Here is a 15,635-nt window from a genome sequence, read left to right as displayed (position 1 = left end):
TTTCTAAGTGTGCAGCAAGAAGACGAAAGGTAAAACCCGCAGCGACGAGATTTGATTAAAAAAGAGCCAAACTCGCCGCCAACGGTTTAATACTCTGAGTTCACAATGACCTCTTCGCCAAACTTCCCGGCCATTGGCAGCGGGCGATAGGTCGAGTTTGAGGCGCGTAACACCCTGATCCCTCTGGCTCCCACATCACGCGCGGCGCTGATATCGTTGTCTGAATCACCGTAGAAGACCTTGATATGTTTCTGCTCCAGCCACTGGGTTTTGGTGTTTTGTCCCGGTTTGTCACCTGCGAAAATCACCGGGTTCATGCTGGCCGCCGGGATAAGGAAATCATCCTGCAGGGTTTTAGAGACGGTTTCCGTTTTGGTCTGACTGCGTCCGGTAACGAAGTAAATGCTGTCGCCGCGTTTTACATGCATGGCGATAAGCGCGCGGGCCACCTCTTTCGGGATGCTGAATTCGTCCCAGCCGTTGTTCATCTTTTCCCAGAACTCCGGGTTTTTCAGATACGCTTCGCTGTCCGGTGAGTATGTTTTTTTACCGCGCCAGAACCCGGGGCTGGAGAAGAGAACGGTATCGTCAATATCAAAGCCCACGGCCATTGGCGGGCGGCCCATCAGGCTGTTTTCAATCTGGGCTACAGAGACCCAGTGAATGGGGGCTTGTTCAGCCAGAATAGCGGCGGTAGTGCCGGTGTAAAGCGGCGTCGGTGCGGAAGCGCGCGCGACGACCGTACTGTTAAGCGAGAACAATAAGCAGGCGGCGCTGAGCGCCAGTGTGATCTTGCGCATATTTTCCCCTGAATATTCAGTTTGTTATCGTTTTAATTTGAGCGACTGGTCAAAAATCTATCCGACCATAACCCCAGCGGGAGATGAAGGGAAGGAGTTTTTGCTTATGAGGTTGGATAAAAAGAAGAAGATCACAGAATGCCGGGCAACCTGTTTGTGCGGCCTGATGCCCTCATCCCGGCCCTCTCCCACGGGGAGAGGGAGAGTGAGTAAGTACTTACATTACTGCAGCAAATGCCTGCGCCACGCGATGAACGTTGCTGGCATTCAGACCCGCCACGCACATACGTCCGCTGGCAATCAGGTAGACGCCGAACTCTTCGCGCAGACGTTCAACCTGTGCGGCGCTCAGCCCGGTGTAGCTAAACATCCCGCGCTGTTTAAGCAGATAGTCGAAGTTATGCCCCGGTACGGCCTCTTTCAGCACGTTAACCAGCTCCTGACGCATCGACAGAATGCGTTTACGCATGGATTCCACTTCGGCAAGCCAGCTGGCTTTTAGCTGTTCGTCTCCCAGCACGGTCGCCACCACTTGCGCGCCAAAGTTTGGCGGGCTGGAGTAGATGCGGCGCACGGTCGCCTTCAGTTGCCCCAGTACGCGACCTGCCGCTTCGGCGTCTTCGCACACCACAGAGAGGCCACCCACGCGCTCGCCGTACAGGGAGAAGATTTTTGAAAACGAGTTGCTGACCAGAACAGGCAGACCGGCGCTGGCCACGGCACGGATAGCATAGGCATCTTCTTCCATCCCTGCGCCAAAGCCCTGATAGGCGATGTCGAGGAAGGGGATCAGGTTGCGCGCTTTCAGCACCTCAATCACCGCATCCCACTGGGCGTTGGTGAGATCTGCCCCGGTCGGGTTGTGGCAGCACGGGTGCAGCAGCACTATGCTGCGCTCTGGCAGGGTATTTAGTTTTTCCAGCAGCGCGTCAACGCGCACGCCGTTGGTTTCGCTGTCGAACCATGGATAGGTCGCCACCTTAAAGCCAGCACCCTCAAAAATCGCCACGTGGTTTTCCCAGGTGGGATCGCTGACCCATACCCCTGAATCCGGGAAGTATTTTTTCAGGAAGTCCGCACCCACTTTAAGCGCGCCTGAACCGCCCAGGGTCTGGATGGTTGCCACACGTTTTTGTGCGAGCACCGCGTGATCGGCACCAAACAGCAGCGGCGCGATGGCGTTACGGTAAGTATTGAGCCCTTCCATCGGCAGATAAAGAGAAGCACCGTGCGGGGCGGCGTTAAGACGCGCTTCCGCTTCAGCAACGGCTTTCAACTGAGGGATAATGCCGTCCTCGTTGTAATACAGACCAATGCTGAGATTCACTTTGTCGCTGCGAGGATCTTCTTTGAAACGCTCCATTAAGGAGAGAATGGGGTCGCCGGCGTAGGCGTCAACTTTCTGAAACACGCGATGGTTCTCCGGAATTCGATGAGGCAGGGAATTCAACAATAAACCGGATATGACAGAAGATCGAGCGTTTAACCTGTTCCATGCCGGGTCAGGCAACGCTGCCCCCCGGCGTTCACAGCAGTTTAATCGATGTACTTCATCGCCACCCTTGATGTCAGGCGCGTTATAAGTTCGTAAGCACTCACTTTCGTGATTTCCGCGATGCGTTCGACGGGCAAACCGTCACCCCACATCACCACATCGTCGCCCGCTTTATCCTGGGCATCGGGGCCGAGATCTACGCAAATCATGTCCATCGCCACGCGACCGACAATCTTCACTTCGCGGCCATTGACCAGAACCGGCGTACCGGACGGCGCAGCACGTGGATAACCGTCGCCATACCCCATCGCCACCACACCCAGCCGGGTGTCACGCGCGCTGGTCCAGGTGCCGCCGTAACCCACCGGTTCCCCCGCCTTGTGCTCACGCACCGCAATCAGCTTAGACACCAGGGACATCACCGGCTGGAAGCCAAAGTCCGGCCCCCAGGGTCTGTTCTCCAGCGGCGATACGCCGTAAAGAATAATCCCCGGACGCGCCCAGTCGAAGTGCGACTGCGGCCACAGCAGAATGCCACCGGAGGCCGCGATAGAGCGCATCCCCGGCTTGCCTTCGCAGAAGGTGTTAAAGATGTCGAGTTGTTGTTCAGTAGCGCCGCAGTCAGGCTCATCAGCCCGGGCAAAATGGCTGACAATATTTACCGGCTGGCGGACATTTTTGCACTGGCACAGACGCTGATAAAACGCCTGCGCGTGTTCCGGACGTACACCCAGACGGTGCATGCCCGTGTCGAGCTTCATCCAGACGGTGACTGGCTCGCTCAGCTCAGCGGTTTCGAGGGCGGAAAGCTGTTCTTCGTTGTGTACCGCCGTGTGCAGATGCTGGTCTGCAATGGTCGGCAGGTCTGCAGCCTCAAAAAAGCCTTCGAGCAGCAAAATCGGTTGGGTGATCCCCCCCGCGCGCAGGCGGAGGGCTTCTTCAAGACGGGCAACGCCAAAGGCGTCGGCATCGGGGAGCGTTCGCGCGGTCTCAAGAAGACCGTGTCCGTAAGCGTTCGCTTTCACGACTGCAACAAGTTTACTGGCAGGAGCCAGTTCACGCAGACGTTGCAGGTTGTGTCGCAGAGCGCGGCGGTTAATCACAACAGTTGCCGCTTGCATTTGATTTCCTTAGAAATTACTCATCATCATATTGAGGACCGGCATAGTTGTCGAAACGCGACCACTGTCCGTTAAAGGTCAGACGTACCGTACCGATAGGGCCGTTACGTTGTTTACCGATAATAATTTCGGCGATCCCTTTCAGGTCGCTGTTCTCGTGATAAACCTCATCACGGTAGATGAACATGATTAAGTCGGCATCCTGCTCGATGGAGCCGGATTCACGCAGGTCGGAGTTGACCGGGCGTTTGTCGGCACGTTGTTCCAGGGAGCGGTTAAGCTGCGAGAGCGCCACGACCGGCACATGCAGCTCTTTGGCTAATGCCTTGAGCGAGCGGGAAATTTCCGCAATCTCCAGCGTACGGTTATCGGAGAGCGACGGCACGCGCATCAGCTGAAGGTAGTCGATCATGATAAGGCCAATACCGCCATGCTCGCGGGCGATACGGCGCGCACGGGAGCGCACTTCTGTCGGCGTCAGGCCGGAGGAGTCATCGATATAGATGTTACGTTTTTCCAGCAAGATCCCCATGGTGCCGGAGATACGCGCCCAGTCCTCATCGTCGAGCTGACCGGTACGGATACGGGTCTGATCCACACGAGAAAGCGACGCCAGAGAACGCATCATGATCTGCTCTGATGGCATCTCCAGACTGAAGATTAAGACCGGCTTATCCTGCAACATCGCCGCGTTTTCGACGAGGTTCATCGCAAAGGTGGTTTTACCCATCGACGGACGCGCGGCGACGATAATCAAATCCGACGGCTGCAGGCCTGCGGTTTTCTTATTAAGATCGTCATAGCCGGTGTTAACTCCGGTTACGCCATCGTGCGGCTGCTGGAAGAGCTGTTCAATACGGGCGACGGTGGCATCGAGCACATCGGCGATGTTTTTCGGGCCTTCGTCTTTATTGGCGCGACTTTCAGCGATTTTAAAGACGCGGGATTCCGCGAGATCGAGCAGGTCTTCGCTGGTGCGACCCTGCGGATCAAAGCCCGCTTCGGCGATTTCATTCGCGACCGAGATCATCTCTCGAACAACGGCACGTTCGCGAACGATGTCCGCATAAGCGCTAATGTTCGCTGCACTTGGCGTGTTTTTCGACAGTTCTGCTAAATAAGCAAAACCGCCAACGCTGTCCAGTTGCCCCTGCCGCTCCAGCGATTCCGCGAGCGTAATCAGGTCAATCGGGCTACCGGACTCCTGCAGGCGCGCCATTTCGGTGAAGATGTGGCGGTGCGGGCGGGTGTAGAAATCGTCGGACACGACGCGCTCGGCGACGTCGTCCCAGCGCTCGTTATCCAGCATTAAACCGCCCAACACCGACTGTTCCGCTTCAATCGAGTGCGGCGGGACTTTTAACCCGGCGACCTGAAAATCACGCTCACGAGGTTCAGTCTGTTTGTTGAAGGGTTTGTTTCCTGCCATAGTGAATGGAGTTACCGAGATAAAGAGTGGGTCGAAAGATTACCACATTCTGGAGGAAGCATGGCAACACGTATTGAATTTCACAAGCATGGTGGCCCTGACGTACTCAACGCGGTGGAGTTTACCCCCGCCGCGCCTGGCGAAAATGAAGTGCAGGTTGAAAATAAAGCCATCGGCATTAACTACATCGACACCTATATTCGCGGCGGTCTTTATCCACCGCCGTCACTGCCGAGCGGTCTGGGTACCGAAGCGGCGGGCGTGGTCAGCAAAGTGGGCAGCGCCGTTAAGCATGTTAAAGAAGGCGATCGCGTGGTGTATGCGCAATCGGCGCTGGGCGCTTACAGCTCCGTACACAACGTTCCGGCTGACAAAGTTGCCCTCCTGCCCAATGCCATTTCGTTTGAACAGGCCGCGGCCTCCTTCCTGAAAGGGCTGACGGTCTATTATCTGCTGCGCAAAACCTATGAAATCAAACCCGACGAGCAGTTCCTGTTCCATGCGGCTGCGGGCGGCGTAGGACTCATCGCCTGCCAGTGGGCCAAAGCGTTAGGCGCAAAACTGATCGGCACCGTAGGGAGCGCGCAAAAAGCCCAGCGCGCGCTGCAGGCCGGCGCCTGGCAAGTGATTAACTACCGGGAAGAGAGCATCGTTGAACGCTTAAAAGAGGTAACCGGCGGCAAGAAAGTGCGCGTGGTATATGACTCAGTAGGGAAAGATACCTGGGAAGCGTCTCTGGACTGCCTGCAGCGCCGCGGTCTGATGGTGAGCTTCGGTAACGCGTCAGGCGCGGTGACCGGTGTGAATCTGGGTATTCTGAATCAGAAAGGCTCGCTGTATGTCACTCGTCCATCCCTGCAGGGCTACATCACCAATCGCGAAGAGTTGCTCGAAGCCAGTAACGAACTGTTCTCGCTGATTGCCAGCGGGGTCATCAAAGTGGATGTGGCAGATGCGCAGAAGTACGCGCTAAGCGATGCGCAACGTGCGCATGAGGTGCTGGAGAGCCGGTCAACGCAGGGGTCAAGTCTGTTAATTCCCTGATCCCATAAAAGAAATTGGGCTTCCCTGAGGAAGCCCTTTCTTTTTTTAGTTCGGCTGTATGTAGGGTACAGCTCGATGAATTCTTTAGCGGCAGCCATAGTGACAGATTCGATAAGTAAATCCTATTCCGTTCTAAGCAATGCCGCCGGAAAAGTTGCAGGTATGTGACGAACCCCTCAATACCTTAGTAACGAAAGCGGTTATTACGCTGATAAGTGGGCAGTTTTGGTGATTTAATCGCCCGTATAACCCACACCACCGCAACGGCCAGCAGCAGCCACGGCAGAAGTTTGATCGTCAGGGCAAATAATCCGCCAATAAACATGACCACTGTTGCCACCACAAGCGCTGCCAGAATGCCGAGCAGCGACACGCCGGTGGCTAACAGCATGACAAAAAAGCCAATCACAAAAAGCAGTTCCAGCATGGTTCTCTCCCACGAGTTCCCGAATGATATCGCAACCATTACAAGATCCATGCCAACACTAACGTGTTGTTATAAAAGCAAAACGCCCCGCAAGGCTGTGCGGGGCGTGGTGAATTTGACGAATTTTTAGCGAGATTTATCGTTTATCTGCAACCAGGCGTAGCGCCTGTTCCAGCACTTCGATATCCGCGCCAGCTTTATGCGCGTTCTCGCTCAGATAGCGACGCCACTGGCGTGCGCCCGGGATCCCCTGGAACAGGCCAAGCATATGACGCGTGATATGGCCAAGGTAAGTGCCGTTACTCAGCTCACGTTCAATGTACGGATACATGGCCCGCACCACGGCAACCGGGTCAGTGTCTGCGCCTTCAACGCCGAAGATCTCGCGATCGACCGTCGTCAGAATACCCGGATTCTGATATGCCTCGCGACCGACCATCACGCCATCCATATGCGCCAGATGTGTTTTGGCCTCGTCGAGCGACTTGATACCACCGTTGATCGACATGGTCAGGTGCGGGAAGTCCCGCTTCAGTTGATACACACGCGGGTAGTCCAGCGGCGGAATTTCGCGGTTCTCTTTCGGGCTAAGGCCAGAGAGCCAGGCTTTACGCGCATGGATGATAAACATCTCGCACTCGCCCTTTCCGGCAACCGTATTGATGAAATCACACAAGAATTCGTAGCTGTCCTGTTCATCAATACCGATACGGGTCTTCACCGTCACCGGAATGGAGACCACATCACGCATCGCCTTGATGCAGTCCGCTACCAGCTGTGCGTTCCCCATCAGACAGGCGCCGAACATGCCGTTTTGCACGCGATCGGACGGACAGCCAACGTTAAGGTTAATTTCGTCGTAGCCACGTTCTTCTGCCAGCTTCGCACAGTGCGCCAGCGCAGCCGGATCGCTGCCCCCCAGCTGCAGGGCAACCGGATGCTCTTCTTCGCTGTACGCCAGATAGTCGCCCTTACCGTGAATAATTGCACCGGTGGTGACCATTTCGGTGTACAGCAGCGTATGGCGGGAGAGCTGGCGCAGGAAATAGCGGCAGTGTCTGTCCGTCCAGTCGAGCATAGGCGCAATGGAGAAACGGTGTGCGGGAAAGGCAGTCTGGTGTTCTGACGACATGGCGAAGTTTTAAGCATCTGGTGGAAAAGGGGCGCTACTATAGCATAAAGAAAAGCCGGAGGCGCAACGCCTCCGGTGCCCTTTAGAACGCCATACTTAACTGTGCCCCTGCGCCCCAGGTTTCATCTTCACCGTAGAGCCCCATCAGGTCGACGTGGACCGTGTTAAACGGTGCAAAACCAACACCACCGGTAAAGACGTTACTGTCATTCCCTTTCATATCGGCACGATAACCCGCCCGCACGGCCAGCCAGCTCAGCGGCGTCACTTCCGCACCCACGCCAACATACTGCGAGGTATCTTCGCTTTTAAAGCCTTTGGTTTCTGTCAGATCGCCATCGGCGGTCAGGGTCACCAGATCGTTGTGCCAGGCGGCACCGGCCGTCACCAGCGGACGGATTTGATAGGTGTCTTTATAGCTCACCACTTCCCCCGTGCGCCCGTTGCGGATGCGAATGTCCTTGGTGTCAATATCGCGCGACATCAGGTTTTGCCCGCTCACCCCGACCGTCCAGTGCTCGCCGAAATCGGCCGCGATACCGGCATCCACGTTAAAGCCGGTATCGTCTTTCCGGTAGCGGCTGTCGTTCCACTTGTTACTGTCGTAATCGTAAATTGAGGTGGTGTAGTTGTAGATCCAGGTTTTCTGCAGTTTTGGCGTGACGCCAAGGGAAACCGGGACGCCACCCAGATCGAACTGACGGGCAATGGCAACACCATAATCGGAGACAATTGCCGCCCGGCCAGACGCCGTAGAGTTAAGGTTTTTCGTGATTTGATCGGTACCGTTTAGCGCCGCATCCAGTGCCACGCCCGCCGCCACCGCATCGCTGTTTTGGATACTGCGCAGGTAATCAATATCTTGCTGATCGATAGAAGAGCTGACGCGCCCGTGGGCATAGCCTTTCGCCATAAAGGCCACGGAGAGCACATCGTTAGGGATACTCACCGCAATCCCCGCGCCTGCCGTAGCGCGTGCGGTTTTGCCTTTGAGATAGTCCAGTTCATCGGCAAGATCTTTTGCCGCTCCCTGGAACTGATTGATTGAGCCCAGCGGGTTGGTAATCACTTCGATGGGGGTCAGGCTATCAACCACATCCTTATAGTGATTGATTTTATCGTTGATGGTATCAATCTCATCCTGAAGATTGTCTTCATCCGTCACCTGCACGCCGACGGACGGTAAAATAACCGTCACATCATCGTCCGGTTTCGCCTTTGCCAATAACGCGGGGTTGATTAACGCCCCGCTGCCATAGCTGCCCGAAGCGACGCCCGTGCCACCCATTGCGTCGCTACGTGATTCTGTCCAGGTATTGGCTGCTCCCGCCTGATTTGCCATAAACAGGGAGACAGCGATGCTAACCACCGAAAATTTAAAATGTTTTTTCACAGTATGCTCGTCTTATTGTCGTTAATAACATCACCCTGTTTGTTATCACCCAAACAGGAACGAACTATTGCTGTGAATAAGTACAAAAAGACCCGCTATTTCCTTAAGTAAAACTCCGGACAGGCCTGTTGTTATTTGTGACGGCCCTCAATATTTATAGAAGAGGAAATTATTTTTTCCCAGGTTTTCCATCGTGCGGCCCAAAGAACTGAGGGGGATGATCAACCCAGCGATCTTCACGCGTGGCGGCATACTCCGGATTAAGCGGATAGTAGATTCGGTTGTGCTTCTTGTTAGCCTCGCCAACGACCAGTAATCGCACCTCTTCTTCGGTGTTATTAATAAAGGTATGGCAGACGCCGGTACCAGCGGGAAAGCCTACACTGTCGCCGGGTTCAAGCTTCCACAAATAGCCGTTAATCCAGGCTTCCGGATACCCTTCCAGCACATAGATGAACTCCTCTTCGTCGCTTTCCGCGTGGGGATAGGAGGTTCGACGCCCGGGCGGCAAACGCTCGTGGTGAATACCGATTCGCCTGAGCCCCAAGTGACGAGCCAGCGGTGCACCGATGGAGAAAAGCTCGTTGCTGTCGGGATAGGTTGAATTATCTGGCTCTTCCACGTCTCGCCAGTGCCGAATACAGTCAGGTTTTTTCATCATTAATTTCCCGGTTTGCGATGGGTCAGGTATAGCAGAGCCTGGCGGATCTCGGCGTTTTTACCAGAACATGGTAAAGTGAGGGTTTTCCAGCCTATAACATCCGAGGTGCTAAATGGATAAGTCCACAAAAGAGCTGTTAGCGCAGGCAGAGAAGCTGTGCGCGCAACGCAATGTGCGCCTGACTCCGCAGCGCCTTGAAGTCTTGCGTCTGATGACCCTGCAGCAGGGCGCCATCAGCGCATACGACCTGCTCGACCTGCTGCGCGAAAGCGAGCCACAGGCTAAACCGCCTACGGTCTATCGTGCGCTAGATTTTCTGCTGGAACAAGGGTTTGTACACAAGGTCGAATCCACAAACAGTTATGTGTTGTGTCATCTTTTTGACCAGCCAACCCATACTTCGGCCATGTTTATCTGCGACCGTTGTGGCGTGGTGAAAGAAGAAGGGGCGGAAGGCGTAGAAGATATTATGCATACGCTGGCGGCCAGAATGGGCTTTGCCTTGCGCCATAACGTCATTGAAGCACACGGATTATGCTCTGCGTGTGTAGAAGTGGAGGCCTGCCGGCATCAGGACGCGTGCCACCATGACCACTCTATCCTCGTAAAGAAAAAGCCGCGTTAACAGCCAAAACAAAGGCGGCCCATGGCCGCCCTCAGGGAGTACTTCCTTGTACTGTCGGGTATCACACGGTTACCAACGGTAGTCGTTGCGTTTTTCCCAGTCGCCGACCTCTTTTTCCGCCTGGTCTTTCTCGTAACCGTAGCGTTCCTGAATTTTACCGACAAGCTGATCGCGTTTACCTTCGATGACCGTCATATCGTCATCCGTCAGCTTACCCCACTGTTCTTTCGCTTTACCTTTGAACTGCTTCCAGTTGCCGCCGATTTCGTCTTTATTCATTATCGTGTCCTCTTAGTTAAGCGTCGGGTCGTAACGTCCGTTACGTTCTTTTCTGCTGGACGTGATAATAATTGTAGTTAAGGATTCGGCAGTTGATTTCATATTCGGAATCTTTAACCGTCACGATATATCGTTGCGGGAAGGAAGCCAGGTATTGTTTTGCCAGTGCCGGTGCCAGATAAAGCCCAGTGACAGGCCCCGCAACGCGAGAAAGACCGCCAGGGAGAGCCATAAACCATGGTTACCCAGCCAGGGGAGCGTGAGCAGCGTCAGGGCAAAACCAGCCGCCGCCACCGCCATGCTGTTACGCATCTCCGCTCCTCGCGTCGCGCCAATAAACATACCGTCCAGCAGATAGCACCAGACCCCCACCACCGGCAAAATGACCTGCCAGATGAGGTAATGGCTTGCCAACTCGCGCAGTGCAGGAAGGGAGGTGAGTAACGCAATAATCTGTTCGCCAAACCAGGCGTAAATCAGCGCGAACGCCAGCGCCACCAGCCCCGACTGCCGACAGGCCGCCCGCCAGACATCCCGCAACTGACCACTTTCACGTGCGCCGTATGCCTGGCCGGAATGCGCTTCCACAGCATAGGCAAAGCCATCCAGTGCATAGGCGGTAAAGGTCAGCAGCGTCATCAGAACGGCATTCACCGCGACGATATCTGGCCCAAGCCGGGCGCCAAAGACCGTCAGTGCGCCGAAACAGAGCTGCAGCAGCAATGAGCGCAGCATAATGTCGCGATTAAGCGCCAGCAGGGTGCGGATATTGCCTCGCCATGCACTCTTGAGCAGTGTAACGGAGATCCCCCGCATGACAAGCACCCGCCAGACCATCCACAGACCGAGGATAAACGTCCCGTATTCGGCAATCGCCGTCGCCAGTGCCGCACCCTGCACGTTCATGTGCAGGCCCATCACGAGCCAGAGATCGAGCATGATGTTGAGGAGGTTGCCTACCACCAACAGGATCACGGGCGCGCGAGCATACTGCACGCCGAGTAACCACCCCAGCAGAACCAGATTGGCCAGCGACGCTGGCGCGCTGAGCCAGCGAATTTCCAGGAAGCGTCGTGCCTGCTCCAGTACCGCCTCGCTGCCGCCAACGATATGCAGCGCCAGATCGATCAGTGGGGTACGTAATATAGCGATTAACGCGCCTGCCCCAAGCGCCAGAAATAACGGCTGAACCAGCGCACGCGCCAGACGCAAAGGATCTTTAGCACCGTACGCCTGCGCCGTAAGCCCGGTGGTACTCATGCGCAAAAAGAGCAGGAGCATAAAAAGGAAGCTGGTCGCCGTCGCGCCAATCGCCACGCCGCCCAGATAGATGGGTGAATCAAGGTGACCAATAACTGCCGTATCCACCAGCCCCAGCAGAGGAACGGTGATATTGGAAAAAATCATCGGCAGTGCAAGACGCCACAATGCCTTATCGGATGCCGTAAGCAGTGACATGAAAAAATACCGGGAGTGGATAAGGAATCAGGCCACGGCAGATCCGTAGCCTGTCAGGATGAGATTACAGCCATTCTCCGTTGCGAATGACCCCTACCGCCAGCCCCTCGATAGAGAAGTTTTGTTCGCGGAGGTCTACCACAATGGGGGAAAACTCGTTGTTTTCCGGCAGCAGCTGAACCGTATTACCTTGCTTTTTCAGGCGTTTAACGGTGACTTCATCATCGATGCGCGCCACCACAACCTGGCCGTTACGCACGTCTTGCGTTTTATGCACCGCAAGCAGATCGCCGTCAAGAATACCGATGTCTTTCATGGACATACCGCTTACGCGCAGCAGGAAATCCGCGCTCGGCTTGAACATGCCCGGATCAACCTGGTAGTGGCCTTCAATATGCTGTTGCGCCAGCAGAGGTTCACCTGCCGCGACGCGCCCCACCAGCGGAATACCCGTCTCTTCTTCCACCAGCAGGCGGATACCGCGTGAAGCACCCGATACAATCTCAATTACGCCTTTACGCGCCAGCGCTTTCAGGTGTTCCTCGGCAGCGTTCGGAGAACGGAAGCCCAGACGCTGCGCGATTTCCGCACGCGTGGGTGGCATACCCGTCTGGCCGATATGATCCCGAATGAGATCAAACACCTCTTGCTGCCTGGTCGTTAACGCTTTCATTCCGCCCCCTGGGTGTATATACAGTTATGCTGTGAGTATATACAGTCAAAGGCGATTTTGGAACCAAAAACTGCACAAAAAACCAGGGACTTAATTATTCCTCGAGGCTCATCGGAAATGTGACCAAAGCAGCGTGACCCAGGTGATGACCGCAGTGATAATCGCCAGCAACACGGCAGCAGAGCCCATGTCTTTTGCCCGGCCAGAAAGTTCGTGGAAATCAGAGCCAATACGGTCCACAACGGCCTCAATAGCGCTATTAATAATTTCCACTATCATCACCAACAGCACGGAGCCGATCAGAAGCACGCGGGTAATGGCATCAACATCAAGGAAACAGGCGATAATCACCGCGACAATCGCGGCGACACCCTCCTGGCGAAACGCGGCTTCGTTGACCCATGCGGCGCGAAAACCTTTCCAGGAATAGCCAGCAGCTTTAATGATACGGGTTAACCCAGTGGTATTATTGGCCATTAAAAGAACCTTTTATTTGAAATAGCGTCAATAACAGGAGGCGCAACGTGTTGCGCTGTAGCCTGAAGTATGACGGGTAACAACAGTAATTTCGCGCGCTTTCTGTTATCCTTGCGCCGCAATTGCATTATTAACCAGAGGCTTTACATCGTTTATGTCTGGCTGGCCACGAATTTACTACAAATTACTTAATTTACCATTAAGCGTCCTGGTAAAAAGTAAGTCTATCCCAGCAGAACCCGCGCTGGAATTGGGGCTCGATACGTCGCGCCCTATTATGTATGTTTTGCCTTACAACTCGAAGGCAGACTTGCTGACGCTTCGCGCCCAGTGTCTGGCGCATGATTTACCTGACCCGCTTGAACCGTTAGAAGTCGACGGTACGCTGTTGCCGCGATACGTGTTCATTCACGGTGGGCCACGCGTGTTTACCTATTACACGCCAAAAGAAGAGTCCATTAAGCTGTTCCACGACTATCTCGACCTGCATCGCAGCAATCCCGATCTGGATGTGCAAATGGTGCCGGTGTCGGTGATGTTTGGTCGTCGTCCGGGCCGCGAAAAAGGGGAAGAGAACCCACCGTTACGCATGCTTAATGGCATCCAGAAATTCTTCGCCGTCTCCTGGCTGGGGCGCGACAGCTTTGTGCGCTTCTCCCCTTCCGTCTCGCTGCGCCGGATGGCCGACGAGCACGGCACCGATAAGATCATCGCGCAAAAACTGGCGCGCGTGGCGCGCATGCATTTCGCTCGTCAGCGTCTGGCCGCCGTTGGCCCTCGCCTTCCGGCGCGTCAGGATCTCTTCAACAAGCTGCTGGCTTCCAAAGCGATCGCTCGTGCTGTTGAAGACGAAGCGCGCAGTAAAAAGATTTCTCATGAAAAAGCACAGCAGAACGCCATTGCGCTGATGGAAGAGATTGCTGCGAACTTCTCCTATGAGATGATCCGTCTTTCTGACCGCATCCTGGGCTTTACATGGAACCGCCTCTATCAGGGCATTAACGTCCATAATGCCGAGCGCGTTCGCCAACTGGCGCATGACGGCCATGAAATTGTTTATGTGCCCTGCCACCGCAGCCACATGGACTACCTGCTCCTCTCGTATGTGCTCTATCACCAGGGGCTGGTGCCACCGCACATCGCGGCCGGTATCAACCTGAACTTCTGGCCAGCAGGCCCGATTTTCCGCCGCCTGGGGGCGTTCTTCATTCGTCGTACCTTTAAGGGCAACAAGCTCTACTCCACCGTATTCCGTGAATATCTGGGCGAGCTGTTCAGCCGCGGTTATTCCGTTGAGTACTTCGTGGAGGGGGGCCGTTCACGAACCGGCCGTCTGCTGGATCCGAAAACCGGCACGCTGTCGATGACCATCCAGGCGATGCTGCGCGGCGGCACTCGTCCCATCACGCTGGTGCCCATTTACATTGGCTATGAGCACGTCATGGAAGTGGGAACTTACGCCAAAGAGCTGCGCGGGGCGACTAAAGAGAAAGAGAGCCTGCCGCAGATGCTGCGCGGGCTGAGCAAGCTACGCAATCTTGGTCAGGGCTACGTAAACTTCGGCGAGCCGATGCCGTTGATGACGTATCTGAACAACCATGTTCCCGATTGGCGCGAGTCTATCGATCCTATCGAAGCGGTGCGTCCAGCCTGGCTGACGCCAACGGTTAACGGTATCGCGGCTGAGCTGATGGTGCGTATTAACAACGCCGGTGCCGCAAACGCCATGAACCTGTGCTGTACGGCGCTGCTGGCGTCACGTCAACGCTCCCTGACCCGTGAACAGCTTACGGAGCAGCTGGATTGCTATCTTGACCTGATGCGCAACGTTCCCTACTCGGTGGATTCAACGACGCCTGCCAGCACGGCGAGCGAGCTGATCGACCATGCGCTGCAGATGAACAAGTTTGAAGTCGAGAAAGATACGATTGGCGACATCATCATTCTCCCGCGCGAGCAGGCGGTGCTGATGACCTACTATCGTAACAATATCGCGCATATGCTGATGCTGCCGTCGCTGATGGCGGCGATCATTACCCAGCATCGCCGTATTTCTCGTCAGGAGCTGCTGCGTCATGTAGAGACGCTTTATCCGATGCTGAAAGCAGAGCTGTTCCTGCGCTGGAGCAAGGATGAACTGGCGATTGAGCTGGATAAAATGACCGAGGAGCTGCGTCGTCAGGGGCTAATTACCGTTGTTAACGACGAGCTGCATATCAATCCGTCACGCTCCCGTACGCTGCAACTGCTGGCGGCGGGTGCGCGTGAAACACTGCAGCGCTACGCTATCACCTTCTGGCTGCTGAGCGCGAACCCATCCATTAACCGCGGTACGCTGGAGAAAGAGAGCCGGACGCTGGCACAGCGCCTTTCCGTTCTGCACGGCATCAACGCCCCGGAATTCTTCGACAAAGCGGTCTTCAGTTCACTAGTACTGACGTTGCGTGATGAAGGGTTCATTAGCGACACGGGCGATGCCGAGCCGGAAGAGACGCTGAAGGTGTATCAGATGCTGGCAGAGCTGATTACCTCCGACGTGCGTTTGACGATTGAGAGTGCGACGCAGGGCGAGTGATGTGAAAAAGCCGGGTGGCGGCTTCGCCTTACCCGGCTCACAATCT

At 55.3% G+C, this 15,635-nt stretch carries 15 protein-coding genes and 1 pseudogene; 3 read left to right on the top strand and 13 right to left on the bottom strand.

Annotation, left to right across the window (positions count from 1 at the left end; all coding sequences use genetic code 11):
• Positions 1–86 precede the first annotated feature (86 nt).
• From aphA to dnaB, 4 genes are all read right to left on the bottom strand, one after another.
• The gene (aphA, locus tag ACMWKA_RS19860) at positions 87–800 is read right to left on the bottom strand and encodes an acid phosphatase AphA (RefSeq protein ID WP_013095066.1); all 714 of its coding nucleotides are present in this window, start codon (positions 798–800) and stop codon (positions 87–89) included.
• A gap of 217 nt (positions 801–1,017) precedes the next feature.
• Entirely contained in the window at positions 1,018–2,211 is a 1,194-nt protein-coding gene (tyrB, locus tag ACMWKA_RS19855; protein ID WP_038418465.1) for an aromatic amino acid transaminase, read from the bottom strand.
• A 125-nt stretch (positions 2,212–2,336) separates the two neighbouring features.
• The gene (alr, locus tag ACMWKA_RS19850) at positions 2,337–3,416 is read right to left on the bottom strand and encodes an alanine racemase (RefSeq protein ID WP_013095064.1); all 1,080 of its coding nucleotides are present in this window, start codon (positions 3,414–3,416) and stop codon (positions 2,337–2,339) included.
• Between the two features lie 16 nt (positions 3,417–3,432).
• Positions 3,433–4,845 (bottom strand): replicative DNA helicase, encoded by a 1,413-nt coding sequence (gene dnaB / locus ACMWKA_RS19845; protein ID WP_013095063.1) that lies wholly within the window; start codon positions 4,843–4,845, stop codon positions 3,433–3,435.
• Between the two features lie 60 nt (positions 4,846–4,905).
• Here dnaB and ACMWKA_RS19840 point away from each other — a divergent pair, with 60 nt between their 5' ends.
• Complete coding sequence (locus ACMWKA_RS19840) at positions 4,906–5,889, top strand: quinone oxidoreductase (protein WP_013095062.1); 984 nt, start codon at positions 4,906–4,908, stop codon at positions 5,887–5,889.
• A 184-nt stretch (positions 5,890–6,073) separates the two neighbouring features.
• On the opposite strand, the gene pspG is transcribed toward ACMWKA_RS19840, so the two are convergent.
• From pspG to ACMWKA_RS19820, 4 genes are all read right to left on the bottom strand, one after another.
• Positions 6,074–6,316, bottom strand: a complete 243-nt coding sequence (gene pspG / locus ACMWKA_RS19835; protein ID WP_013095061.1) for an envelope stress response protein PspG — start codon at positions 6,314–6,316, stop codon at positions 6,074–6,076.
• A gap of 136 nt (positions 6,317–6,452) precedes the next feature.
• Positions 6,453–7,448, bottom strand: a complete 996-nt coding sequence (gene dusA, locus ACMWKA_RS19830; protein ID WP_414760537.1) for a tRNA dihydrouridine(20/20a) synthase DusA — start codon at positions 7,446–7,448, stop codon at positions 6,453–6,455.
• Positions 7,449–7,530: 82 nt separating this feature from the next.
• Complete coding sequence (gene traF / locus ACMWKA_RS19825; RefSeq protein ID WP_414760540.1) at positions 7,531–8,790, bottom strand: conjugal transfer protein TraF; 1,260 nt, start codon at positions 8,788–8,790, stop codon at positions 7,531–7,533.
• A gap of 220 nt (positions 8,791–9,010) precedes the next feature.
• The gene (locus tag ACMWKA_RS19820; RefSeq protein ID WP_023620296.1) at positions 9,011–9,499 is read right to left on the bottom strand and encodes a cupin domain-containing protein; all 489 of its coding nucleotides are present in this window, start codon (positions 9,497–9,499) and stop codon (positions 9,011–9,013) included.
• 115 nt (positions 9,500–9,614) lie between these two features.
• On the opposite strand from ACMWKA_RS19820, the gene zur reads away from it, so the two are divergent.
• A complete protein-coding gene (zur, locus tag ACMWKA_RS19815) occupies positions 9,615–10,127 on the top strand; it encodes a zinc uptake transcriptional repressor Zur (protein ID WP_013095057.1) in 513 nt (170 codons plus the stop codon).
• Between the two features lie 69 nt (positions 10,128–10,196).
• Here the strand turns inward: zur and ACMWKA_RS19810 are convergent, their stop codons facing one another.
• The 5 genes and pseudogenes from ACMWKA_RS19810 to ACMWKA_RS19790 all read right to left on the bottom strand — a co-directional run bounded on the left by ACMWKA_RS19810 (position 10,197) and on the right by ACMWKA_RS19790 (position 13,014).
• A complete protein-coding gene (locus ACMWKA_RS19810) occupies positions 10,197–10,406 on the bottom strand; it encodes a CsbD family protein (RefSeq protein WP_020686626.1) in 210 nt (69 codons plus the stop codon).
• A gap of 49 nt (positions 10,407–10,455) precedes the next feature.
• Positions 10,456–10,530 (bottom strand): annotated as a pseudogene (locus tag ACMWKA_RS19805) (hypothetical protein); the annotation flags it as partial.
• Entirely contained in the window at positions 10,527–11,864 is a 1,338-nt protein-coding gene (gene dinF / locus ACMWKA_RS19800; RefSeq protein WP_414760536.1) for an MATE family efflux transporter DinF, read from the bottom strand. The gene dinF and the pseudogene ACMWKA_RS19805, both read right to left, overlap by 4 nt.
• A gap of 64 nt (positions 11,865–11,928) precedes the next feature.
• Positions 11,929–12,537, bottom strand: coding sequence for a transcriptional repressor LexA (gene lexA, locus ACMWKA_RS19795; RefSeq protein ID WP_013095053.1), 609 nt, complete (start codon positions 12,535–12,537; stop codon positions 11,929–11,931).
• Positions 12,538–12,645: 108 nt separating this feature from the next.
• Positions 12,646–13,014 carry a diacylglycerol kinase gene (locus tag ACMWKA_RS19790; protein ID WP_023620295.1) on the bottom strand — a complete coding sequence of 123 codons (369 nt, stop codon included), beginning with the start codon at positions 13,012–13,014 and terminating at the stop codon, positions 12,646–12,648.
• A gap of 154 nt (positions 13,015–13,168) precedes the next feature.
• On the opposite strand from ACMWKA_RS19790, the gene plsB reads away from it, so the two are divergent.
• Entirely contained in the window at positions 13,169–15,589 is a 2,421-nt protein-coding gene (gene plsB / locus ACMWKA_RS19785) for a glycerol-3-phosphate 1-O-acyltransferase PlsB (RefSeq protein ID WP_013095051.1), read from the top strand.
• Positions 15,590–15,635 lie beyond the last annotated feature (46 nt).

This window comes from Enterobacter sp. 03-F-07-AD-ECC (assembly GCF_047530935.1).
Lineage (GTDB): Bacteria > Pseudomonadota > Gammaproteobacteria > Enterobacterales > Enterobacteriaceae > Enterobacter > Enterobacter cloacae.
The sequence above is the reverse complement of the archived record's forward strand: the minus strand, read 5'-3'. Positions and strand labels throughout refer to the sequence as shown.